The sequence below is a fragment of the Pseudomonas sp. R3-56 genome, from assembly GCF_051132075.1.
GTDB lineage: Bacteria > Pseudomonadota > Gammaproteobacteria > Pseudomonadales > Pseudomonadaceae > Aquipseudomonas.
This window is the reverse complement of sequence record NZ_CP071657.1, coordinates 1,134,443-1,155,547: the sequence shown is the minus strand read 5'-3', so window position 1 is coordinate 1,155,547 and position 21,105 is coordinate 1,134,443. Positions and strand designations below refer to the sequence as shown.

Sequence of the window (21,105 nt, the reverse complement as noted above, 5' to 3'; positions counted from 1 at the left end):
CGATCACTTTTCCGTCGTTGCTGACAGCATCTCAATTTCCGACAAACTCAGATCCTTTTCTTTTATCTTGCGTGACATCTGTTCGAAAGCCTCTACGGATAGATCAGGCTGTAGCTCACGCACCTCTATTACTGCGCCAACAACCTCCTGACGCTGTTCCGTTTCAAACAGACCAGTTGATATTGTTCTATCGATCACGCGCCCCTCATCCAGAAGCACAGCATGCTTTCCTGGCGGAAGACCAGCATTGATCTCATCAAGGGAATACGAAACTAGCTTTAGATTGGTGCGTGGCAATAGAACTCGCTTTGGCTCTGCCCAGCGAGGGCCAAAGTGGTAAACCGCCGCATACATAATTTTCGCGGTCGTAGCATCTACGCCGGCTGCTCTCATCGCAGTGTAAAAGGCCAGATGCGTTTCCTTCCAGCTTCGTGTCTTTTCAACGCAAGCCACGTCATGAATTATCGCAGCCTTACGATATTGGCCATCAAATGGGCCGCCAATAACGAACCAAGCAACTTTGGGAATCGAAGCCCCATCTGAAACCGTATTTTTGGGTGCGATCCAAAAGCGTCTCTGGGGGCTTGGCCCAGTGCAGGTGAAATCTCGCAGTAACCTAGCGTCATGCTTGGTCGGTAAAAGCTCGACCTCCAACGGGTCAGAGAAGCTTCCCCAATCGTCTGCAACCGTCTGAGTAGCAAACACCAAACCGATCAGCATCAGAACTGTTCTCATAACTGCTCCATTTAGCTGCAGCTGACGTGCTGGCAATCTATTCCTCGTGAAAGCAAAATGATATTAGTTCAGGGATGCGTATTGGCAAGGCACGCTTGGTATTTTGTAAGCGAGGGGGAGGAACAGGAACGGGATGTCGCGTTTGCTAGAAGCAGCATCCAACTCGATGCTGCTTCCACATTCATACCGAGTCTTTAGAGACTCTCACGCTAGAAAATTATCTTTGGATTTATCTCCTCTCAACGATATCCAAAGCCCGATTCGCCAACAGCTCACTCAACTCAATCACCTGCAAAATCCCCAACGCAACATGCCGCCTTGACCCTTCCAGATCAAACGCCAAATCATTGATCATCGCATTCGCCGAAGCCAAGCTCTCGCTCAAATTCGCAAGCAAACACTCCGTATCCACATCAGGATCAATACGAAAAAGCGTGCTGGAATTCCCGGGCGTTTCGCCCTCAGGCTTGGGTTTCAGGTAGAAATTCAACGCGCGGTTGGTGGCGTCTTCGAGTTTCTTGTTGCGGGCGGATTGGGCGCGGCATACGGATTCGTCTGCTGCGGGAGGATTCGGAGTAACTTTTGCCATCGTCCTGCTTCCTGTAGTTGGAGCCATCACCCGCTCGCTGCTAAACGATGGGAGGCAGCTGTACGCAGGTTAGCAGACCGGGGAAACAAGAAACCGGCGCGTCCGGGGACGCCCTGCGCACAGCCACCATCGAGTGCAGGATGGAATCCCGACTGGATGACGCCTTGCACAACCTGTTTCACCACGAGCTGCTAAACCCGATCACTGATGAGCAGTGACAGGACTCAAACTACCGACGCGGCCCGGGGCGCACAAGCCGGCGGATTCTGGCGTAGTTGTAGGTAAAGGCGCAAGGTGATGTGGGCTTACGGGCGGGGGGCGTCCGGTGTCTGACAGCCCCGGCTGACGCAACGGCCATCCATCGCTCCTGATCCATGAGGCAGCACTGCGGTTCGCCTGGGCAGTTACTGTTTCAGGTCTTCAATCAGCTTGCCGACTGCCAGATCGGACACGCGGGAAAACGCCGCGCGCAGTGCTTCGGGATCGGTGGCGTACTGTTCAGGGGCGTAAGCGAGGGTATTGCTTTCGTTGAATGGCGAGATGGTATTGAAGTTTCGCCAAACCGATGTACCGCCGCGCTTCATGAATCCGTTCACGCCAATGACCGGGTAAAGCACGGTGCTGTAGTTTTTCAGGCTCAGCCCCCACTGCATGACCATGATTTCAACGTCGGCATCCGCTGTCTCGCCTTCGGCCACAATGGTGAACAGCCCTTCTTGCTTGATGCGCCTTTCGAAGCTTTCACGCACCAGCTTGCCCACATCGATACCGTGGGCCTGCATGTTGTTCAGAATCGCTTGGGAAATATCCACCGTCGCGCCGTCTGCCGCCTTGGTGCCCGCGACCGAGCCGGCGCCGGTCAATGCGCTGGTGGCGGCGCTGGATGCTCCGGCCGCCATGCCGGTTGCGGCACCTGCTCCGGCACCCAAGCCTGCTCCCCAGGCCTGAGTCATGCTGGTGTACTTGAAGTTCTGCACGGCAAAGTACACCGGAAGGATCTTGATGGTTTTGATCTGGTGACGGTCTTCGACACTCAACGACTTGGTGACACACCCGGAAAGCAGGGCGACCGAAAGCAACGCGAGAAACAGCTTTTTCATGGGAGGGAAAACCGATTACATGGATGAATGAAAGCCTTGGGTTGCAAGACCTACCGGTCTTCAATGGGGTTGGACGGTTGCGCAACCAGTCGGAGCTATCGCTTTCGCCACGGGTTGAGGTGGAGGCATTGCTAGACAGCACTTTCCGTGGTTCACACCGTATACCTGGCCCTGCTGAAAAACAGTGCCGCTCCGATGCCAATTGCACTGGTAGAGACAATTCCCAGGTCAATACCGGAGACCAGAGACGGCAGCGCAAAAATACTCGCAAACCCTAGAACGACTAGAGCAATGCCTAGCCATTTCCTGAGGCCGTAAGCTTTCATATAGAAAAACAACAACAGGAACACTGCGTACGCCAGGGCATATAGGCCATATTCGTTCATCGCACTAGCCTCCCCGAGTCTTGATAATCATGGAGGATCCGGAGTGTTGCGGCCCTATGCCCCCGCTGACTTGCGCATCCAGACTGATGATGACATCACCGGCGTGATAGGTCGGCAGTTTGCCTAGCGTGAATTCGCGGACGGCCCATCCTACGGGGATGACCGCAGCGGGCATGAACTTGCCTGCCGCTGCGGCGAAGACGCCACTGGTGAGGTTGGCGATACTCATTCGTTGGGCGTTGAGTAGATCCCCCTGCTGCCGGGTCAAGGGTTTGGAGATCCCGACCATCATTTGGCAGGGTAAATCCTTGGCGAGCATCTTGTCGTAGAGTTCCACCACCCGGTTGCTGACTTCATAATGGGCGGCTTTCGCTTCGCCGAAATGCAGCGTCCTGAGGCTACCCCGCTCATCGGCTGACAGAGTAAAACGCGATACGCTGAAGACAATTCCATGGCTGCCAGAAAACTGACCGTTTTCAAACTTCAATGCTCGCATCCTTATCGAGTCTGGTAAGGCCAGGAGTTTCCATTAGCGGACAGGCATTGGCAAATAATAAGCAGCTAAGCTGCTGGCAATTTCAGCCTGTGTCGAACAAGAAAGGTCCCGCTGTGCAAGACCCTTCCTGCCCCGATTAACTACCGCGCCTCAACAATATCCAACGCCCGATTCGCCAAGAGCTCACTCAACTCGATCAACTGCAAAATTCCCAACGCAACATGCCGCCGGGAACCTTCCAGATCAAACGCCAAGTCATTGATCATCGCATTCGCCGAAGCGAGGCTTTCGCTCAGGTTCGCAAGCAAACACTCGCTATCAACATCAGGGTCAATACGAAACAGCGTGCTGGAATTATCGGGCGCTTCACCCTCAGGCTTGGGTTTCAGGTAGAAATTCAAAGCGCGATTGGTGGCGTCTTCGAGTTTTTTATTGCGGGCGGATTGAGCGCGGGATACGGAATCGTCTGGCGCTGGAGGGTTCGGTGTAATTTTGACCATGGTCTTAGCTCTCTCTGGTTGAGGCTACGACCCGTTCGCGACTAAACGATTGGGAGGCAGCTGTACGCAGGTTAGTCGACCGACGAGCTAAGAAATCGGCGCGCCCGGAGGCGCCCTGCGCACAGCCACCATCGAGTGCAGGGATGGGGATACCTGACTGATGGACGCTTGAGCGACTTAGCAACGTCGGGCGACTAAACCCGATCACTGATGAGCAGTGACAGGACCCAAGCTACCGACACCACCCAAGGCGCACAAGTCGGCGGATTCTGGCGTAGTTGTAGGCAAAGGCGCAAGGCGACGTGGCCTTGCGAACGCGGGTCGTCAGCGTCTGTAGGCCTTTACTGACGCGACCTGCCTCATAAGCCAGAACCAGCTTTCTGGCCTGTGGCTATCTGCGCCAACCAATCCCGAGGGGACACTCCGACCTTGGCTGTGAACGCCCGTGAAAGTGCCGATGGGGTGGTGTAGCCAAGCTCTTCGGTCAGGCTCTTGATGGATTCGCCTTGGCGCAAGCGGCTCTGGGCCAGGGCGATGCGCCAGGTGGTGAGGTAGTCGGCGGGGGTTTGGCCGACGATGTCGCGGAAGGTGTTGGCGAATGCGGTGCGCGACAGGCAGGCCTGTTCGGCCATGCGCTCCAGCGTCCACGCGGCGCCCGGGTCTTCGTGAATGGCGACGAGCACTCGCGCCAGTCGCGGGTTTGACAGCCCGGCGATGAGACCCGGGCGGATACCGGCTTCCTGCTGGTGATCAAGCAGCCAGCGCAGCAGTTGCAGCACCACGACTTCGAACAATCGGTCGGCGAGCATTCGCTGGCCGCAGCGCACGTGGTCGGTCTCGGCGAACAGCAGCTCCAGCGCGGCGTGCAGGCCCGGTACCTGGGCCAGCGGCAACGCGATCAAGGGCGGCAGTGCCCGCGCCAGGGGGTTGCGTGCGCCGCCTTCGAACATCAGTCGCGCACAGGTGAAGTCGGAGCCTTCCGCCGGGGGGTTATGGAATTGATGGGTGATCGGGCAGGGATAAAACAGCAGCGACGGTTCTTCGAAGCTCATCGAGGGCAAGCCTTGCCCACCGGGGTGGCTGACTTTCAGCTGACCGCGACGAAGCACGTGCAGGTAGCCGAACCCCTCGCCGGCATCAAAGCGATTTACACCACACAGGGCGCCGGTGTGGTGCAACTGCGCTTGCACGCGGAAGTGGTCGAGGATGCCGGAGAGCCGGTCCAGGGTTGGAAGCGTTTGCATTCTGAACGAATAGCTACGTTAGGCGTACGTTAAGAGCCAAATAGTACAGGCCCGCTCCTTATACTGCCAGCACCACCTCACTTGGCAGAAGGGCTCACCATGAAACTCTCTCGATCTCCCCTCTTTTGCGCTTCGTTGTTGCTTGGCTTGAGCGCCAGCGTCAGCGCGCACGACGCCGCACATCAAGACGGCATAACCAGCAAACCGGCGAAGGCTGTGAAGGCGCCTTTCGATATCGTCCACACGAGCATCACCACTGAAGGGAATGTGGCGATTTTCCACATGGCCGTTTCCGGCAAGGCCGGCACCGTACGCCCTGCCGCCAGCGGCAAGCTGGCCGGCAGCAGCGTGTTCTCGTATGTCTGGCCAACCAGCCTGGACCCTTCGGTGATCGGTTTCGAGCCGAAGTCCGGAATCCTGGCCTTCGCCGTCACGTCACACCCCGACTTCGACGATACCCCGCTGTTCGACGAGAACCGCGACGGGCGCCTGGATAACGATGGTGATCTTTGGCATTCGCATTGGGTGGTGCTGCAGCCCGACCCGGCCTGTGGGAAAGATGCGCTGAAAGTCGTCGACATTCCCGCAGGGGCCAAGCCTCGCGTGCCCAAGACCTGGCCAGGGTTGCCGATCCTGATCGACAGCCCGGGGTGGACCCCGACGATCAATCAGAAAACCGTCGAGGTGCGCGTGCCGTTTGACGACATCGGCCCGGTCGAGGCCGGCGCGTTCGATGGCGTCACGGCCGCCCTGCGCGTGAACGCGAGCGTGCACAACCCGCTGCTGTGTGTCGCCGACGTGTTCAAGGTGGCCTCGGGCGACCTGTCCCTGCCCGGCAAGGTCAAGCACTGATGCCGCCTCGCCTCCCTGTTTGCCCCCGTCCCATCACTGGAGAAACACATGACTCGTATCAACATTCAGCCACAACAAGCGCCCGCCGCCAGCCAACCAATGCTGGCCCAGATTCAACAGGCCTTTGGCGCAACGCCCAACATGTTCAAGGGCGTAGCCAATTCTCCGGCCGCGCTGCAAAGCATGTGGGCGGCCTTCGGCGCCCTGGGCCAAGGCACGTTGGGTGCCCGGCTTGGCGAGCAGATTGCGGTAGCCGTGGCCAACCGCAACCGCTGTGAATACTGCCTTGCCGCGCACACGGCCCTGGGCCAAAAGGCCGGTGTGTCTGCGACCGACATGGCCGCCGCCCAGCGCGGAGAATCCAGCGACCCCAAGACGGCAGCGGCCTTGGCGTTCGCCCTGATAGTGGTCGAGCAGCGCGCACAGGTGACTGACGCCGACGTGCAGCGCCTGCGGGACAACGGTTTTGGCGATGAACAGATTGTCGAGATCATCGCTCATGTCGCGTTGAACCTGTTCACCAACTACATCAACGTCGCGTTGGACATTCCTGTCGACTTTCCCAAGGTCGCCCTGAAATAAGCCTGACCGAGTCCCGCCCGGTATCGGGCGGGCTCACCTTGGCCGTGGTCCTACTCCGCCGCTTCGGCACTGTGCACAACAACCAGCAATTGGGCCTGGACGTCGCCAACCGAACGCAGGCGATGGGGTTTCTGGGCATTGAAATGCAAGGCGTCACCGCGATTCAGCAGCACGCGCTCGTTCATGAAGTCCACTTCCACCTGGCCTTCGTGAACAAACAGGAACTCCTCACCCGTGTGTTCCTTGAACGCATGATGCGCCGCGAATTCGGCCGGGGGATAGAGGATGAAGGGCAGCAAGGTTCGCTCGGAAACCTGATGGGCCAACACCGCGTATTCAGAGCTGCCAGGGTTCGCCGCCAGCGATTGGCGATCTTCACACCGCACCAGGCTGTAGCTGTCGAGCGGGACGTTTTCCTCGGAAAACAATTCCTCGACTTTCACGTTCAACGCCTTGGACAGCTTGAGCGCCGTGGCGATGGAGGGCGTGCTTAGACCCCGTTCCACCTTGGACAGGTAGCTCTTGGTCATCCCGGTTTTTTCGGCCAGGACGTCCAGCGTCACGCCGAGTTTTTTTCTGAGCAGTTTCAAGCGAATGGACATAGATAACCATCATTTCCATGGAAGCGGACAATCGGCGATTGCCAATGACACTTTGTGTCATATAGTCTATTTAGTGTCATTGGAACAGCCATCCCCAAGCTTCAGTGACGCGAATCAGGAGAACGGATATGAGCAAGACCCTGGCGACACCAAAGGACCAATTGGTCCAGCATGCTGTTAACCAGATGCAGAAATCACTGCCGGATAATACGTGGACTGTACGACAAAAGCTGGCACTGACCTGCCGCATCCTGTTCGAGAACGGCCACGACTCAGGCCTCGCCGGGCAGATCACCGCGCGCGGGCCGCAACCCGGCACTTACTACACCCAGCAATTGGGTTTGGGATTCGACGAGATTACCGCTGGCAACCTGCTGTTGATCAACGAGGACCTGGAGGTGCTGGAAGGCCATGGCATACCCAACCCGGCGAACCGCTTCCACAGCTGGGTCTATCGCGCCCGACCGGATGTGAATTGCATCATCCACACCCACCCTACCCACATCGCCGCGCTGTCGATGTTGGAGGTCCCGTTGCAGATTTCCCACATGGACCTCTGCCCGCTGTACGAAGACTGTGCGTTCCTGGAAGGCTGGCCGGGCGTGCCGGTGGGTAACGAGGAAGGCGACTTGATCGCCGGCGCCCTGGGCGACAAACGCGCCATCCTGCTTTCCCACCATGGCCAGTTGTCGACCGGCGAGACCGTGGAAGAAGCCTGCAACATCGCCCAACTGATCGAGCGCGCGGCGAAACTGCAACTGCTCGCCATGGCCGCCGGCGAGGTGAAACCGATCCTGCCGCACCTGGGTCGCGAAGCCCACGACTGGATCGCCCGCCCCAAGCGTCACGCCGCCGCCTTCAACTACTACGCCCGGCAGAACTTGCGCCAACACGCCGATTGCCTGAACTGATTCCACTAGGAGCGAAGCCATGTCTACCCCGAACATCCACGGCATCATCGGTTACACCATCACCCCTTTCTCTGCCGACGGCCAGGGCTTGGACCTGGACGCCTTGGGCCGGTCCATTGATCGCCTGATCGAAAGCGGCGTGCATGCTATCGCACCCTTGGGCAGCACCGGCGAAGGGGCCTACCTCAGCGATGCGGAATGGGACCAGGTCAGCGAGTTCAGCATCGCCCACGTCGCCGGCCGCGTGCCGACCGTGGTCAGCGTATCTGACCTGACCACCGCCAAAGCAGTGCGCCGCGCGCGTTTTGCCCAGGATCACGGCGCCGATGTGGTGATGGTCTTGCCAGCCTCTTACTGGAAATTGAGTGAGGCGCAGATCCTCACGCATTATCAGACCATCGGCGCCAGCATCGACGTGCCCATCATGCTCTACAACAACCCGGCCACCAGCGGCATCGACATGTCCGTGGAGCTGATCCTGCGGATTTTCAACGCGGTGGATAACGTCACCATGGTCAAGGAAAGCACCGGCGATATCCAGCGCATGCACCAGCTGCATCTGCTGGGCGAAGGCCAGGTACCGTTCTACAACGGCTGCAATCCACTGGCGCTGGAAGCCTTCGCGGCTGGAGCCAGAGGCTGGTGCACCGCTGCGCCGAACCTCATCCCGCAGCTCAACCTCGACCTGTACGAAGCCGTGCTGGCCAACGACCTGAACAAAGCCCGGGCGCTGTTCTACCGACAATTGCCACTGCTGGACTTCATTCTCAAAGGAGGCTTGCCCGCCACCATCAAGGCCGGTTTGCGCACCCTCGGCCTGGAAGTCGGCGACCCGCGCTTGCCGGTCTTCGCGCTCGACGATGCGGGCAATAGCCGATTGAACGCGATGCTGAACCAGCTGCGCTGATTTTGCCTGCTCTTGCGACCCGAGCGGATCAACGTGACCTGCTCGGTCGCTCCGGCAAGCTGCCTTGATACCCTCGCGACGGAGAGAACCTCATGACCATCAAAGTCTATGACACACATGTCCGCACCCAAAGCGGGCGATACCTGCATTTTGACGTGCTGATCGACCGCAACGACCTGGATTTTGCCCAATCCTGCGCGCGACGTTTCCTGGCCGAACAGGGCATCGAAGATCAGGACATTACCTTGAACGACTGCCGTTTCTGCCACGTCGAGCCGAGCAACCCCGAGATAGTCGAGGCCATCAACCAGCAGGGCTTTTTCATTCTCAAGCTGCAAGGCTGCGAGGCGTGAAATGGATACCTACAAACCGCTGCACTGCGACCTGCATGACTACCTGGAAATCGCCTGTCTGTGCGGCTACACGCTGGACATCGAGCTGACTGACGGCCAATGCCTGACCGCCCGCGCGATCACCACGCGGACCGCCAGCACGGGGGAGGAGTTTCTCGAAGTTGAAACTGTTGATGTCCGTCAGGAGATCCGCCTCGATCGCTTGCTGGCGATTACGCCGCTGAACAGCAACGCCAGGTTCGGCCGAGTTGTGCTGGCGGTGGGTGGACAGGAAAGTCGTTCGTATGATGGATAAGTACGTAAGGCAGCCCGTATTGTTTCCTTTCGCCGTCAAGAGATGGGATAGGCCTCGTTAAACGCCGATGCAAAGTCTTCCGCTTTCGAAAAAACGTCGGGCGACTAAACCCGATCACTGATGCGCGGTGACAGGTCCCAAGCTACCGACATCACCCAAGGCGCACAAGTCGGCGGATTCAGGCGTAGTTGTAGGCAGCGGCGCAAGGCGCTGTGGGCTGGCGAGGCTTTGTTGCTAGCGTCTGTCAGTCGTTACTGAGACGGCTCCAGCTCCAGTGCGAGACGCTCACGGCGGGGGCTGCTGCGCAGCCCAGCGGGAGCAAGCTCCCTCGCCACGGGGTTGGTGTTTTTGCGCGTTAGTTCAAGCCAGCCCTTCGACACTATTTGTCACGGCTTGCCGGCGAGCGATCGAAAGGTGGCGTATAGCCTCAACGCGGTTTTACAAACAACCGCTCGGCAATCTGCCGACCTCGCTCCAACCCTTCTTCCGTCAACCAGATCGATTTGTTCCGGTTCACCGGATCGCTGATGAGACCTTGTTCATGCAATCGGTTCATAACTTCGAAATCGAAACCTTTCCAGGCGTGACCGCCGTCGGAACTGAAGGCTGCCAACAAGGCAAGCACGGCTTCTTCAATCAACGTGTCGTCGTATTCCATCGTCGTTTCTCCGCTCATGTTTAGCCGATAGCGCCGAACTTATGCATAAGCGCCGCTGAACCTTATCTGCTCAGGATAAGCAGGAAGTTTAGCTATCCGGCAGGGCTTAGGCCGCTATCCAGCGTTTGAATGCCTTGGGTGGCGGCCTCACCCAGTTGTTCCAACGCCAACCGATGCAGGGTATTAGCTGCCATTTCCAAGCGATCACCCCAGTTCACATCGAACCCCCATTCGCCCATTTGGGCATTACCGAACAACGACAGGTCCTTCAAGCGCTCGAACGCCGGAAATTGTCGGATAGGCTCCCGCAGGTCAACGTCGTAGCGCTTACCGTCGGCAAACTCTACCTGCAAGGCAAATTGGCCGGGGACAGGTTTCACTCTGTTGATTCTGGCTTCACTGGTCACGAATCAATCCTCTAATGCTGTGAATTACACATACGCTGCCGGTCGGTCCTGTGACTCGTTGTCGCGCCAAGGTGAACTTCAAGGCTACACAAAATATCTCTCCACTCCATCCCCTCTCGCAAAGCCCCCATCCCCTCCAGCAAACGCCCCTCCACTCCCCCACCCCGATAATGCCCACATCCACTCACCCCCAACCGCTGCAACCCGAGCACCGTGTACCTCCCATGAACCTACGCACCTTCATTCGCAGCTATTGCCTCAACTCCAGGCTCGCTACGAATGCGCTGACCCGCCTGCATAAATCCCTTTCTTCCCTGGCCGCCTATCTGGCGCAGCAGGGTTTTGATTCCAGGACTTGGCCCGCGCCCCGTGACGAAGGCGCGCTGGACCGTCACCTCAGCGACGTTTGCCCGGAGCTGGCCGCGACGGTGTTCAGCCATGCCCGCGACGGGGTGATCATGGTCGATGCGTTCGGTCGGATCATCGGCGTGAACGAGGCGTTTACGCGGCTTACCGGTTACGCGCAGGACGAGGTGCTGGGGCGGGAGTTGAATTCTCATCGCATGGTGCGGCGGCTCGCGGCGTTTTATGCGCCGATGAAAAATGCGCTGGATTTCCACGGGCATTGGTCCGGTGAGATTCAAAGCAGCCACAAGGATGGCAGGGAGATGACGTCGCGGATCAGCATCAGTGCGGTGCATGACCGTCACGGCAACGTTCAGCACTACGTGGCGCTGTGCAGCGACATGACGCAGATGAAGCAGCGCTTGCAGTTGCTGGAGCGGGATGCGCGGTATGACGCGCTTACACAGTTACCCAATCGCTTGTTGCTGGCCGAGCGGATGCGTCAGGCGTTGGGCAAGGCGCGCTTGCATCAGCAGAAGGTGGCGATCGCGTTTATTGACCTGGATGGGTTCAAGGCGCTGAACGACAGTTATGGCCATGACTGGGGCGATCGGGTGTTGCAGATTGTCGCGGCGCGGATCAACGCGACGTTGCGTGAAGGCGATACGTTGGCGCGCCTCGGCGGTGATGAGTTTGTCGCCGGGCTGGTGGGTTTGCAGGAGGTGGAGGACAGCGAGCCGTTGCTCAAGCGGATGCTGGCGGCGGCGAATGCGCCGATCCTGATTGGTGCGCAGACGGTGGAGATCGCCGCGAGTATTGGCGTGGCGTTTTACCCTGAGCATGGGCTGGAGGTCGATGCGCTGATCAGCAAGGCGGATCAGGCCATGTACCTGTCGAAGAAGGCTGGCGGCAATCGTCTGGCGTTTTGTCCGACGCGGTTCATTTCGGTCAATAGCGAAGTCTGACGGTGGTGCCGAGGGTGCGTTCGCTGCCGGTCATGACGCCGTAGTCGCCGGCGCCGAGCAGCGAATACACGGCGGTGATGTAGTGGCGGTCGAAGACGTTGCGCACCCAGCCTTCCACTTCCCAGGCGCGGTTCTGGCTGCGCAGGCCGAGGCGCAGGTTGGTCAGGCCGTAGCTCGGTTGATAGCTGCCTTCGCCGCCTTCGAGGGTGCCGTAGTAGCCGGTGCGAAAGCTGTAGTCGATGCCGCTGAAAGCTTCCAATCCATAGGGCAGCGGATGGCTGTGGTCGAGGCCGCTGCTGAGGTTCCATTCCGGCGCGTTGTAGAGCCGGTCGCCGCTGAGGTCGCAGGTCCACTGTCCCGAGGCCGGCGGGCACGGCGCGTTGGGGAAGCTGCGGTAGCGCGCATCGCTCCAGGCCAGGCCGAGGCGCCCGGTGAGTTGCGAGGTGAGTTGCCAGGCGGAATCCAGTTCGATGCCGCGCAGGCGGACTTTGCCGACGTTGATCAGGTTGTCCCGCAGCGGCGGCGCGAACAGCGAGGTCGGCGGGCTGTAGGTGAGCGCCTGGTAGTTGTCGACGTCGGTCTGGTAGACGGCAAGGTCGAGCAACGCGCGCTCGTTCCAGAAGCGCGTTTTCACGCCCAGTTCCAGGGACGTGGCGCGCTCCGGCTCGAAGGTCGGCGCGGTGAACGGGCCGACCACGTCGAAGTTGATGCCGCCGGCCTTGTAGCCCCGCGACCAGCTGACGTAGCCCATCACCGCTTCGCTGAAACGGTAGCTGGCGCTGGCGAGGCTGGAAACGTTGTGCTCTTCGATCGAGTCCTCGCGGTAATAACCACGGCCGAGGGCGATGTCGCGCAGCAATTGTCCACCGGCCTGGAACACCGGGGGCAAGCCGGTCAGCGGGGCGAGGTTGCTGACGTCGCGGGAGATCCAGCCGTCCTTGCGCTCATGGCTGTAGCGCAGGCCGCCGGTGAGTTCCAGCGGGTCGATCGGGCGCCAGGAGAGCTGGCCGAAAATCGCTCGGCTGTCGCCCTTCTGCTCGCCGTCGAAATGTTGTTGGGCGCCATTGAGCAGCATCGACGGCACCTGCCTCGGATCAGTGAAATTGATGCCGAAGAGTTTTTTCAGTTGGTCGAGTTGATCGCCGACGAACCAGGGCGCGGCGTCCTTGCCGAATTCGGCATCGATCTCGCGGTCGAGCTGCTGGCGCAGATAGTAGAGGCCGGCGACATAGTCGACGGACGAACCGGCCGTGCCGGACAGGCGCCATTCCTGGCTGAACTGCCGATGGCCGAGCTCGGTTTCGGACTGGGCCACCGCCAGCGCGGTGCTGTCGCCGTCGCGGGTCGCGCGGTAGTCCCAGTCGCGATAAGCGGTGATGCTGGTGAAGCGCATCGCCTCGTCGAGGTCCCAATTCAATTCCAGCGATACGCCGTTCTGCAGGGTTCGCGGACGGCCCGGCGCGTCGATGCGGATCTCGCGCTTATAAGGGTCGGGCTCCGCCAGCGGATAACCGACGAACTGGGCGCGCTTGCGGGTTTGCTGGCTGTAGTGATTGGCCAACAGGACGTTGCCGGCTTCGTTTTGCTCGGCGTAGTCGGCGATCAGGCGAGCGCTGAAATCGGTGTTCGGCGTCCACAACAGTTGGCCGCGCAGGCCTTGGCTGTCGGCATCGCCGAGGCGGCTGCCGTCTTGCAGGTTTTCGACGCTGCCCTCGGTGGCGCTGTCGAAAACGTTGAGTCGGCCGGCCAGCACGTCGTCCTGCAGCGGCCCGGAAATCGTCCCGCGAAACTCACGCAAACCGCGCTCGCCATAGCTGGCTTCCAGGTTGGCTTCAGGCTGGAAGGTCGGCTGGCGGGTGATGATGTTCAAGGCGCCGGCGGTGGTGTTCTTGCCGAACAAGGTGCCCTGCGGCCCGCGCAGGACTTCGATGCGCTCGATGTCCATCAGCTCGGTGAAGGCCATGCCCTGGCGCGCCTGATAGACGCCATCGATATAGGTGCCGACGCTGCCCTCCAGACCATCGTTGTAGGCGGTGGCGCCGAAGCCGCGCAGGCCGAAACCGGCGTAGCGGGCGTCATGGCCGGAGACGATCAGGCCGGGCACGCGCTGTTGAATGTCTCGAAGCGAGTGCAGGCCGGCCTCGTCCAGCTGTTCGCCGTAGAGGACGTTGATCGGGATCGGCACGTCCTGCGGGTCTTCTTCGCGGCGTCGGGCGGTCACCGTGGTTTCGTCGAGCGTGAGGGCACCGGGCGCCTCTTGGCCGGCAGTCGCCACCGTCCAGGGCCATGCCGAAAGACTGCCAATCAGGAGCAACCGGTAACTCAAACCCGGCATCCTAGAACTCCCGAGCCAACGCACGACGCGTTGTGTCCGGGCAGGCCAGTGCCTTGACCCACGCCAGCAGTTCGCGGCTGTCGGCGGGTTTGAGCAACACCGCATTGAACTCCAGATCCTCTGGATAATCCTGCGGCCTGCGTGGCGGCACCGCCGAATAAAGCATCACGGGCAGATGACGCCAGCGCTTGCGCACTTGTCGCAGCAGTTCCCAACCGTCCATGCCGGGCATCATCTGGTCGCTGATCAGCAGGTCGACCGGTTGTTCCGCCAGGCAGGCCAAGGCCGCTTCGCCGTTGGTCGCGATGCTCACGTCAAAGCCGTAGCCGGCCAGCAGATCGTAGAGCCACTCGCTGTTCTGCTCGATGTCGTCCACCAGCAGCACGTGCTTGCCCTGGCCATCAAACGGCGCGGCGTTGTTGTCGACGATGCCGTTTTCGAGGTCGTGTTCCTCGGCGCATTTGAGTTGCAGGCGAAAACTGAAGTGACTGCCCTGCCCGGTGGCCTGGGGTTCGAGGCGACTGTCCATGCGTTCGAGCAATTGCGTGACGATGGACAGACCAAGCCCGCTGCCTTCGTAGCGCTGCGCATTGCGGCCGCGGCGGAACGGTTGCAGCAGTTGTTCGAATTCTTGCGGGTCGATGCCGATGCCGCTGTCGATCACGTTAAAGTGCAGTTCCACGGTGCCGGCGCTGGCGCCTGGACCTGCGCTCACTTCGAAGCGGATCTGGCCATCGCGGGTGAATTTCGCCGCGTTCGCCAGCAGGTTCATCAATACCTGCCGAAGGCGTTTGAAGTCGGCTTCCACCAGCGGCGGCAGGTCATCGGCCAAGTTCGCCTCGAAAGTATTGCCCTGGCGCGCGGCGAGGAAACCCGCCTCATCTGCGATCTCGTGGAGGAAGCCGTACAGGTAGCCCGGTGCGAGGGTCAGTTGCATCTGCTCCAGCTCGCCACGGGAAAATTCGAGCATTTCGTCGATCAGCTCCAGTTGCTGGCGGGCGTTGCGCTCGATCGTCGCCTGATAGTCGCGGTTGGGCCCGGCGTGCAGCAGGCGTGCGTAGTCGATGATGCGCACCAGCGGCGAACGCAGGTCGTGGCTGATCCGTGCCATCAACGCGCTGCGGGCCGCCAGGGATTCACGCAGTTGCGAGGTGCGCAGCGCCACGGTGCTTTCCAGCCGTTCGTGTTCGGCCTGGCGTTGTTGTTCGAGGGTGGACAGGGCGTGCTTCTCGCGGTTGCGGCTGCGGGCAACTTCCATGAGCAACGTACACACCAGCAGGACCACGCCGGCCAGGGTCGACGACAAGCTGTACTTGCTTTGCGGCGACTGCCAGGGCAATTGCTCCTGAGGGAAGAAAATCCGCATCAGCAGTTGCCCAAGCAATAGCGCCGGCACCAGCCAGGCCATCCAGCTGTAGCTCAGGCGTGCGCGCCAGGCCATGAACAGCGTGACGAGCAGCACGCCATAAAAACTGAACAGGGCTATCTGGACTAACAGCGCGCCCTGGACCGGATCGACCTTGAGCCACCAGAGCCGGCCGAAGATGCAGCCCAAGAGCGGCACCCAATAGCTCCAAGCGATGATCCTGGGCAGTTGGGATACCTGCAGCAGCACGCGGAAGTAGGCCAGGAACAGGACGAAAGAGATCGCGCTGGCGCAGGTCAGCAGCTCACGCGTCCAACCCAGCGCGCTCGGCCAGTAGATCAAATATCCGTTGAGGATGCAGGTCAGCAGGATGTAGCTGAGGACCGCGCCGGCGTTCACGCTGAGCAGTCGCGAACGGAGGATCCGGCCGACGATCAGGCCGAACGGGACGACCAGCAGGACGATGCCGAGGGTGAGCCCGTCGCTCAGGTACGTCTGTTGCTGACTGCGCAGCAGCGCCGCTTCGGACCACAGTTCCGGCTCCAGCAGCATCTGGAAGTTGCTCTTCACCCGGACCAACACCGTGGTGCTCTGCCCTGCCGCCAACGTTACCGGAAATGCCGGCTGACGCGCCGCTGGCTGCGGCCATTCGGCCAAGGGATAGGCGCCGCCGGCATGGGCGTCATGCCCCGGCTGGTAGACGCGAATGTCTTCCAGGCGCGGCGCCCCGACGACCAGCATGCGCGAGCACGCCTCAGCGCTCGAATTGGTGAACTGCCATTTCAACCAGAACGCGGACCGGCTATAGCCTTGGGTCGGCCAGTGCGCGGTTGCAGAGTTGAAATCATTTTCGGGCAGTTGGGCGACTTGTTCCAGGCTCAGGCTGGCCTGGGCGTCTTCGAAAATCTGCGCCGAGGGCATCAGGTCCAGTTGGTCAACCCGGCAGATATCCACAGGCGCCGCGCGCAGAAGGCCTGTGGATAACAACGTTATTGTCAGCAAGAAAAACTGTAGTAGCCGCATCAGGCGCGCCCGGCCGACTCGATTTCGCTGGTGCCCAGGGTCTGCTGGCGAAACTGACTGGGCGTCATGCCGATTCGCTGGCGGAACGCCGTGGTGAAATTGCAGGCGTTGCGAAAACCCACCAGTTCGGCGACGTCTTGCACGCTCATGGCGCTTTCGGCGAGCAGATCCTGGCCGCGCCGCAAGCGGGCGTCGCGGATATAGGCAAACACGGTCATCCCCAGGTGTTCGCGAAAAATCGCCGAGAGGCGTTTTTCATGGGTGCCGACTTTTTGCGCGAGGATGCCGAGGGACGGCATGTCGTCCAATTGGTTTTCGATCAGGCGCATCGCCGCGCGCAGCACGATTTCATCGCCTTGCGGTTCCGGATCGGCCGGCCTTTCGTGGAGAGCCGGTGGTGCTCGCCAGGTCAGTTGCAGGTGGATCTTGATCCGCGCCAGCACTTCTTCGGGGGCGCAGGATTTGGGAATGTAGTCCACCGCGCCGACCGTCAGCCCTTCGAGGCGCTCCAATGATGTATTGGCCGATGACAGGAACAGGATCGGCGTCTGCCGGGTGGCCGGTGCCTCGCGCAACAGCCGGCACAGGCTGAAGCCGTCCATTTGCGGCATGTGCACATCCAGCACGATCAGGTCCGGGCGCAGGGCAAGCGCCCGTTGATAGCCTTGGTAGGCATCGCTGGCCAGGGAGATGCGCCAGGGCTGGGTCTTCAACAGGATGAGCGTGGCGCGGATGTCTTCAGGGACATCGTCGATCAGCAGAATATGCGGCAACGCGTCGGACGCCGCCGAGCCCTCCGCCGCCGCTGCCGGCCTTTCGTATCGTCCGTTGTCCATTCGCCAGGTCTCTTGTTGTGTTCAGCCAGGTCACTGTCGCGAATTGCCAAGCGAGGAATTATGTACCGGGCCGGCAACAAATCGATATAGCGGCAGATAAAGCGAGAACTGAAGCTATCAAATTTTTGAGGGGCGATAAACGGTCGTACGATTTGGGGCGTTCACTGATGCGCGGGGATGCCGTTCTCTACCCTGTGGCGAGGGAGCTTGCTCCCGCTGGGCTGCACAGCAGCCCCGAAGCAGCAAACCCAATTTTCCTGACACACCGAGGTGCCTGGTTCAGGGGCCGCTGCGCAGCCCAGCGGGAGCAAGCTCCCTCGCCACGGGGTTAGTGTGAATCTTTGAATGAACAGTGTTGCCACCGCCGATTCGCGGGCAGGCCCGCTCCCACAGGGATTCGGTTTCTATTTCAGATCCGGTGGAGGGATGGCAAGCACGATTGGCTGCGCCTGGACATCAGCCCAGGCGAGTTTTAATAGCGAACGACGCCCCCTTGTGGCGAGGGGATTTATCCCCGCTGGGCTGCACAGCAGCCCCAAAGCAGCAAACCCAATTTTCCTGGCACACCGAGGTGCCTGGTTCAGGGGGCTGCTTCGCAGCCCAACGGGGATAAATCCCCTCGCCACAAAGGAAAAGCGCTCAAATTGCCGAACTGTTTTTTATAGGGCCGCTTCGCAGCCCAGCGGGAGCAAGCTCCCTCGCCACGGGGTTAGTGTGAATCTTTGAATGAACAGTGTTGCCACCGCCGATTCGCGGGCAGGCCCGCTCCCACAGGGATTCGGTTTCTATTTCAAATCCGGTGGAGGGATGGCAAGCACGATTGGCTGCGCCTGGACATCAGCCCAGGCGAGTTCTGATAGCGAACGACGCCCCCTTGTGGCGAGGGGATTTATCCCCGTTGGGCTGCACAGCAGCCCCAAAGCAACACACCCGATCTTCCTGGCACACCGAGGTGCCTGGTTCAGGGGGCTGCTTCGCAGCCCAACGGGGATAAATCCCCTCGCCACGAAGGAAAAGCGCTCAAATTGCCGAACTGTTTTTTATAGGGCCGCTTCGCAGCCCAGCGGGAGCAAGCTCCCTCGCCACGGGGTTAGTGTGAATCCTTGAATGGACGGTGTTACCACCGCCGATTCGCGGGCAGGCCCGCTCCCACAGGGATTCGGTTTCTATTTCAGATCCGGTGGAGGGATGGCAAGCACGATTGGCTGCGCCTGGACATCAGCCCAGGCGAGTTCTGATAGCGAACGACGCCCCCTTGTGGCGAGGGGATTTATCCCCGTTGGGCTGCACAGCAGCCCCAAAGCAACACACCCGATCTTCCTGGCACACCGAGGTGCCTGGTTCAGGGGGCTGCTTCGCAGCCCAACGGGGATAAATCCCCTCGCCACAAAGGAAAAGCGCTCAAATTGCCGAACTGTTTTTTATAGGGCCGCTTCGCAGCGCAGCGGGAGCAAGCTCCCTCGCCACGGGGTTAGTGTGAATCCTTGAATGGACGGTGTTACCACCGCCGATTCGCGGGCAGGCCCGCTCCCACAGGGATTCGGTTTCTATTTTCAGATCCGGTGGAGGGATGGCAAGCACGATTGGCTGCGCCTGGACATCAGCCCAGGCGAGTTCTGATAGCGAACGACGCCCCCTTGTGGCGAGGGGATTTATCCCCGCTGGGCTGCACAGCAGCCCCAAAGCAACACACCCGATCTTCCTGGCACACCGAGGTGCCTGGTTCAGGGGGCTGCTTCGCAGCCCAACGGGGATAAATCCCCTCGCCACAAAGGAAAAGCGCTCAAATTGCCGAACTGTTTTTTTTAGGGCCGCTTCGCAGCCCAGCGGGAGCAAGCTCCCTCGCCACGGAGGCTTATGCAATCAGAACGAGTAGCCGATCTGAGCGAGCAGTTGCGGGTTTTCCTGGCGTGTATCGCTTTGCGCTTCGCCGCCGGAGTGGCGCCACGCGACCGTTGCGTCGAACGACAGCTGGCCGTATTGAGCGCGCAAGCCGACACCGCCGCCGGAGATGCTGCGGGTGTTTTCCTCATCGGCCCACTCGTTGTGGTTGATGCGCACCTTGCCGGCGTCCCAGAACAGGTAAGGCGTGAGCTTGTCGATCGGGTAGCGAAGCTCGATCTGGGTCAGCATGCCTTCGTCGCCCGAGCCTTCGCTTTGTGGATAAGCACGTACGCCATCGATGCCGCCGAGGCTGAAATCTTCGGAGGAGTCGAGGTTGTCGTTGCTCCACTGGCCGAGGAAACGGGCGAAGAGCGTGAAGTTGGCTGGCAGCGCTTGCAGGCGGGCGAGGTCGACATTCACTTTGCTGAAGTCGCCTTCGGTCTGGGCGGTCTGACGGTCGCCTTCGCGCAGGGCCGAATCCAGCTTCAGGTCACCGTAGGTCAGCGTTGCGCCGCCGTAGGTGATGCCGCCGCCGAACAAAGTGTCCCTGACGTCAAACTGCAAGCTGATGGGCAGCGAGTTGCTGCTTTTTTCAAAGCTCAGGCCGAGCACTTCGTATTTGTCTTCAAGGTCCTTGTGCTGGTACTGCCCGGCCAGCATGAGGTTCGCCTGGTTGCTGCGCAGCAGTGGATAGCTCAGGCCGATGCTGCTGACTTCGGCAGTACCGGTCGCACCCAGGTCGGCGAATTCGGCGCCCAGGTCATAAGAGCTCTGGGCGTAACCGACGTTGCCACGCAGGCCAGAGGTGCCCAGTGGCATCGAGTAACCGAGGCTGCCGAAATACAGGTCTTCATCGGTGGCCATCACCGCGGCGCTGAGGCGATCGCCCAACATCAGCGGGCTGTTCCAATCGCCTTGTACCGTCAGGCGGTTGCGCCCCGAATAGCGGTTGCCGTGGTTGTCCAGCGTGGCCTTGCCCTCGAAGGCCTCGGTTTTGCTCACCTGGGCATTGAGGTCACCGGTGCCAAGCGCTTCACCCGGACGGATGACCGGACGAACAGCCACGCCCGGCAGGTCGGAGAGCACCAATATGCTGCGCTCCAGGCGCTCACGCTCGATCACGTCGCCCGGCTGCAAGTCGTCCAAGAACGGCTGCGCCTGGGCGGCCAGTTTTGCATCGTTGTTGACGGCGCTGACTTTGCCATAGCGGCCTTCGATGACGGCGATGGTCAGCTCGCCTTTTTCCATGCGTTGTGCCGGCAGGTAGGCGCGTGCGAAGGGGTAGCCTTGCTCGCGGTAGTAAAGCGTGACCTGCCGGGCCACTTCGCGCAGCGCATCCAGATCAAGGGCCTGACCGATGGCCGGGGCAACGACGCGTTGCAGGCTGGCCTCGTCGATGCGGGTGTTGTCGGTGAAGCGCACGGCGTTGAGCTGGACTTTGGCGCCGCCGACTTTTTCCTGTGCCGGCTGTGGTGCCTCGACATCCAGGCGAATGCTTTGCGGCAGCTCCTGCTGCGGAATCGGCAGTTCCTGCAGGATGCGACCGGCGTCGGGGATTGGGCGTGCCGGCAGAGTCGCCGCCCAGGCCGGGGAAGTGGACAACAACGCCAGACCGGCGGCGCAGGACATCAGTTTGTTATGCATTGGATCAATCTCGAAAAATTCGGCTTGCCTGAGCCCATGACCACGTCCGCGGACGTGGCCAGGGGGCTCCTTCAAATGAAAAGGTGGATG

Annotated in this window: 21 protein-coding genes; 7 read left to right on the top strand and 14 right to left on the bottom strand. The window is 60.4% G+C overall.

Translation table 11 applies throughout. The features are described from left to right. Positions 1-3: 3 nt before the first annotated feature. The 7 genes from J3P96_RS05370 to J3P96_RS05340 all read right to left on the bottom strand — a co-directional run bounded on the left by J3P96_RS05370 (position 4) and on the right by J3P96_RS05340 (position 5,050). On the bottom strand, positions 4-735 hold the full coding sequence (locus tag J3P96_RS05370; protein WP_434655869.1) for a DUF1353 domain-containing protein: 732 nt from the start codon (positions 733-735) through the stop codon (positions 4-6). Positions 736-964: 229 nt separating this feature from the next. Further along, positions 965-1,324, bottom strand: a complete 360-nt coding sequence (locus J3P96_RS05365; protein ID WP_434655866.1) for a DUF6124 family protein — start codon at positions 1,322-1,324, stop codon at positions 965-967. A gap of 404 nt (positions 1,325-1,728) precedes the next feature. Continuing rightward, the gene (locus J3P96_RS05360; RefSeq protein ID WP_434628510.1) at positions 1,729-2,424 is read right to left on the bottom strand and encodes a hypothetical protein; all 696 of its coding nucleotides are present in this window, start codon (positions 2,422-2,424) and stop codon (positions 1,729-1,731) included. Positions 2,425-2,576: 152 nt separating this feature from the next. After that, positions 2,577-2,810, bottom strand: coding sequence for a hypothetical protein (locus J3P96_RS05355; RefSeq protein WP_434655865.1), 234 nt, complete (start codon positions 2,808-2,810; stop codon positions 2,577-2,579). A 4-nt stretch (positions 2,811-2,814) separates the two neighbouring features. Further along, on the bottom strand, positions 2,815-3,297 hold the full coding sequence (locus J3P96_RS05350) for a hypothetical protein (protein ID WP_434655863.1): 483 nt from the start codon (positions 3,295-3,297) through the stop codon (positions 2,815-2,817). Positions 3,298-3,446: 149 nt separating this feature from the next. Then, positions 3,447-3,806 (bottom strand): DUF6124 family protein, encoded by a 360-nt coding sequence (locus J3P96_RS05345; protein WP_434655860.1) that lies wholly within the window; start codon positions 3,804-3,806, stop codon positions 3,447-3,449. Positions 3,807-4,165: 359 nt separating this feature from the next. After that, a complete protein-coding gene (locus J3P96_RS05340; protein WP_434655857.1) occupies positions 4,166-5,050 on the bottom strand; it encodes an AraC family transcriptional regulator in 885 nt (294 codons plus the stop codon). A gap of 99 nt (positions 5,051-5,149) precedes the next feature. Here J3P96_RS05340 and J3P96_RS05335 point away from each other — a divergent pair, with 99 nt between their 5' ends. After that, positions 5,150-5,902, top strand: a complete 753-nt coding sequence (locus J3P96_RS05335; RefSeq protein ID WP_434628500.1) for a hypothetical protein — start codon at positions 5,150-5,152, stop codon at positions 5,900-5,902. Between the two features lie 48 nt (positions 5,903-5,950). After that, complete coding sequence (locus J3P96_RS05330; RefSeq protein ID WP_434655855.1) at positions 5,951-6,484, top strand: carboxymuconolactone decarboxylase family protein; 534 nt, start codon at positions 5,951-5,953, stop codon at positions 6,482-6,484. 50 nt (positions 6,485-6,534) lie between these two features. Here the strand turns inward: J3P96_RS05330 and J3P96_RS05325 are convergent, their stop codons facing one another. Continuing rightward, positions 6,535-7,086, bottom strand: a complete 552-nt coding sequence (locus tag J3P96_RS05325) for a helix-turn-helix domain-containing protein (RefSeq protein ID WP_434655853.1) — start codon at positions 7,084-7,086, stop codon at positions 6,535-6,537. A 128-nt stretch (positions 7,087-7,214) separates the two neighbouring features. Between J3P96_RS05325 and J3P96_RS05320 the strand changes: the two genes are divergently transcribed. The 4 genes from J3P96_RS05320 (at position 7,215) to J3P96_RS05305 (ending at position 9,552) form a co-directional block, all read left to right on the top strand. After that, positions 7,215-7,997, top strand: a complete 783-nt coding sequence (locus tag J3P96_RS05320) for an aldolase (protein WP_434655851.1) — start codon at positions 7,215-7,217, stop codon at positions 7,995-7,997. 19 nt (positions 7,998-8,016) lie between these two features. After that, positions 8,017-8,904, top strand: coding sequence for a dihydrodipicolinate synthase family protein (locus tag J3P96_RS05315; protein WP_434628488.1), 888 nt, complete (start codon positions 8,017-8,019; stop codon positions 8,902-8,904). Between the two features lie 92 nt (positions 8,905-8,996). After that, a complete protein-coding gene (locus J3P96_RS05310) occupies positions 8,997-9,257 on the top strand; it encodes a DUF2024 family protein (RefSeq protein ID WP_434655849.1) in 261 nt (86 codons plus the stop codon). Position 9,258: 1 nt separating this feature from the next. Beyond that, positions 9,259-9,552, top strand: coding sequence for a Rho-binding antiterminator (locus tag J3P96_RS05305; RefSeq protein WP_434628482.1), 294 nt, complete (start codon positions 9,259-9,261; stop codon positions 9,550-9,552). 427 nt (positions 9,553-9,979) lie between these two features. Here the strand turns inward: J3P96_RS05305 and J3P96_RS05300 are convergent, their stop codons facing one another. Both J3P96_RS05300 and J3P96_RS05295 read right to left on the bottom strand, forming a co-directional pair. After that, the gene (locus tag J3P96_RS05300; RefSeq protein ID WP_434655847.1) at positions 9,980-10,210 is read right to left on the bottom strand and encodes a DUF6429 family protein; all 231 of its coding nucleotides are present in this window, start codon (positions 10,208-10,210) and stop codon (positions 9,980-9,982) included. Between the two features lie 92 nt (positions 10,211-10,302). Further along, the gene (locus tag J3P96_RS05295) at positions 10,303-10,617 is read right to left on the bottom strand and encodes a DUF2442 domain-containing protein (RefSeq protein WP_434655845.1); all 315 of its coding nucleotides are present in this window, start codon (positions 10,615-10,617) and stop codon (positions 10,303-10,305) included. Between the two features lie 224 nt (positions 10,618-10,841). Here J3P96_RS05295 and J3P96_RS05290 point away from each other — a divergent pair, with 224 nt between their 5' ends. Further along, on the top strand, positions 10,842-11,927 hold the full coding sequence (locus J3P96_RS05290) for a diguanylate cyclase domain-containing protein (protein WP_434655843.1): 1,086 nt from the start codon (positions 10,842-10,844) through the stop codon (positions 11,925-11,927). On the opposite strand, the gene J3P96_RS05285 is transcribed toward J3P96_RS05290, so the two are convergent. From J3P96_RS05285 to J3P96_RS05270, 4 genes are all read right to left on the bottom strand, one after another. Continuing rightward, complete coding sequence (locus J3P96_RS05285; protein ID WP_434655841.1) at positions 11,911-14,262, bottom strand: TonB-dependent receptor; 2,352 nt, start codon at positions 14,260-14,262, stop codon at positions 11,911-11,913. The two genes, J3P96_RS05290 and J3P96_RS05285, sit on opposite strands and share 17 nt — an antisense overlap. A gap of 1 nt (position 14,263) precedes the next feature. Continuing rightward, a complete protein-coding gene (locus J3P96_RS05280; RefSeq protein WP_434655838.1) occupies positions 14,264-16,651 on the bottom strand; it encodes a 7TM-DISM domain-containing protein in 2,388 nt (795 codons plus the stop codon). Next, on the bottom strand, positions 16,651-17,487 hold the full coding sequence (locus tag J3P96_RS05275) for a response regulator transcription factor (protein ID WP_434655835.1): 837 nt from the start codon (positions 17,485-17,487) through the stop codon (positions 16,651-16,653). The genes J3P96_RS05280 and J3P96_RS05275 overlap by 1 nt, the downstream gene beginning before the upstream one ends. A 1,863-nt stretch (positions 17,488-19,350) precedes the next feature. Continuing rightward, the gene (locus J3P96_RS05270) at positions 19,351-21,015 is read right to left on the bottom strand and encodes a ShlB/FhaC/HecB family hemolysin secretion/activation protein (protein WP_434655833.1); all 1,665 of its coding nucleotides are present in this window, start codon (positions 21,013-21,015) and stop codon (positions 19,351-19,353) included. Positions 21,016-21,105: the final 90 nt, after the last annotated feature.

Excerpts from the sequence above, each read along its gene's own strand:
- J3P96_RS05370 (WP_434655869.1), bottom strand. The coding sequence starts at position 735 with ATGAGAACAGTTCTGATGCTGATCGGTTTGGTGTTTGCTACTCAGACG.
- J3P96_RS05365 (WP_434655866.1), bottom strand. The coding sequence starts at position 1,324 with ATGGCAAAAGTTACTCCGAATCCTCCCGCAGCAGACGAATCCGTATGC.
- J3P96_RS05360 (WP_434628510.1), bottom strand. The coding sequence starts at position 2,424 with ATGAAAAAGCTGTTTCTCGCGTTGCTTTCGGTCGCCCTGCTTTCCGGG.
- J3P96_RS05355 (WP_434655865.1), bottom strand. The coding sequence starts at position 2,810 with ATGAACGAATATGGCCTATATGCCCTGGCGTACGCAGTGTTCCTGTTG.
- J3P96_RS05345 (WP_434655860.1), bottom strand. The coding sequence starts at position 3,806 with ATGGTCAAAATTACACCGAACCCTCCAGCGCCAGACGATTCCGTATCC.
- J3P96_RS05340 (WP_434655857.1), bottom strand. The coding sequence starts at position 5,050 with ATGCAAACGCTTCCAACCCTGGACCGGCTCTCCGGCATCCTCGACCAC.
- J3P96_RS05335 (WP_434628500.1), top strand. The coding sequence starts at position 5,150 with ATGAAACTCTCTCGATCTCCCCTCTTTTGCGCTTCGTTGTTGCTTGGC.
- J3P96_RS05330 (WP_434655855.1), top strand. The coding sequence starts at position 5,951 with ATGACTCGTATCAACATTCAGCCACAACAAGCGCCCGCCGCCAGCCAA.
- J3P96_RS05325 (WP_434655853.1), bottom strand. The coding sequence starts at position 7,086 with ATGTCCATTCGCTTGAAACTGCTCAGAAAAAAACTCGGCGTGACGCTG.
- J3P96_RS05320 (WP_434655851.1), top strand. The coding sequence starts at position 7,215 with ATGAGCAAGACCCTGGCGACACCAAAGGACCAATTGGTCCAGCATGCT.
- J3P96_RS05315 (WP_434628488.1), top strand. The coding sequence starts at position 8,017 with ATGTCTACCCCGAACATCCACGGCATCATCGGTTACACCATCACCCCT.
- J3P96_RS05310 (WP_434655849.1), top strand. The coding sequence starts at position 8,997 with ATGACCATCAAAGTCTATGACACACATGTCCGCACCCAAAGCGGGCGA.
- J3P96_RS05305 (WP_434628482.1), top strand. The coding sequence starts at position 9,259 with ATGGATACCTACAAACCGCTGCACTGCGACCTGCATGACTACCTGGAA.
- J3P96_RS05300 (WP_434655847.1), bottom strand. The coding sequence starts at position 10,210 with ATGGAATACGACGACACGTTGATTGAAGAAGCCGTGCTTGCCTTGTTG.
- J3P96_RS05290 (WP_434655843.1), top strand. The coding sequence starts at position 10,842 with ATGAACCTACGCACCTTCATTCGCAGCTATTGCCTCAACTCCAGGCTC.
- J3P96_RS05285 (WP_434655841.1), bottom strand. The coding sequence starts at position 14,262 with ATGCCGGGTTTGAGTTACCGGTTGCTCCTGATTGGCAGTCTTTCGGCA.
- J3P96_RS05280 (WP_434655838.1), bottom strand. The coding sequence starts at position 16,651 with ATGCGGCTACTACAGTTTTTCTTGCTGACAATAACGTTGTTATCCACA.
- J3P96_RS05275 (WP_434655835.1), bottom strand. The coding sequence starts at position 17,487 with ATGGACAACGGACGATACGAAAGGCCGGCAGCGGCGGCGGAGGGCTCG.
- J3P96_RS05270 (WP_434655833.1), bottom strand. The coding sequence starts at position 21,015 with ATGCATAACAAACTGATGTCCTGCGCCGCCGGTCTGGCGTTGTTGTCC.